The 421-nt window shown below is 62.7% G+C and carries 1 protein-coding gene; it reads right to left on the bottom strand.

Annotated features, from left to right (window positions below; all coding sequences use genetic code 11):
* Positions 1 to 421, bottom strand: a 421-nt coding sequence (locus EN808_RS35195) for a LysR family transcriptional regulator (protein ID WP_189524245.1), incomplete at both ends; no start/stop codon positions are given.

Below are 421 nucleotides of genomic sequence, written 5' to 3'. Positions count from 1 at the left end.
CTGCGGGCGAGGGCATGGCCGGCACCTACGACAGCAGGGGAAGAAACAGGCGCCAGAGCGTCGAACTCCAGCCGCGGATCCCGTAGATCTTCGCCCACCGTAATCGCAAGGCCGGCCGCCCCACCCAGTAATGCATCTACTGGCTCCCCCAGAGCCCCTGTGAGCAACTCAACGCCGACCGATGGAAAAGCCACATGGAGCAGGCCGAGCGCCTCGCCGATTATTGAAATGGGAAACAGCGTATCCGCCACTATGGTTAGTTCAATTTCGAGACCGCTTCCCATGCCCCTTGCCTTGGCGCGGAGCAGGTCCGCCCGCAGCAGCAGAGAGCGACTGTCCTCCAGCAAAGCCCGACCTTCCGCGGTCAGGACCGGCCGATGAGAGCTCCGGTCGAAAAGCGGCGTGCCCAATTCCATTTCGA

Origin of the sequence: Mesorhizobium sp. M8A.F.Ca.ET.165.01.1.1 (assembly GCF_004792065.1) — a bacterium.
GTDB lineage: Bacteria > Pseudomonadota > Alphaproteobacteria > Rhizobiales > Rhizobiaceae > Mesorhizobium.
Note: the sequence above shows the minus strand (reverse complement) of the source record. Positions and strands in the feature narration are given on the sequence as shown.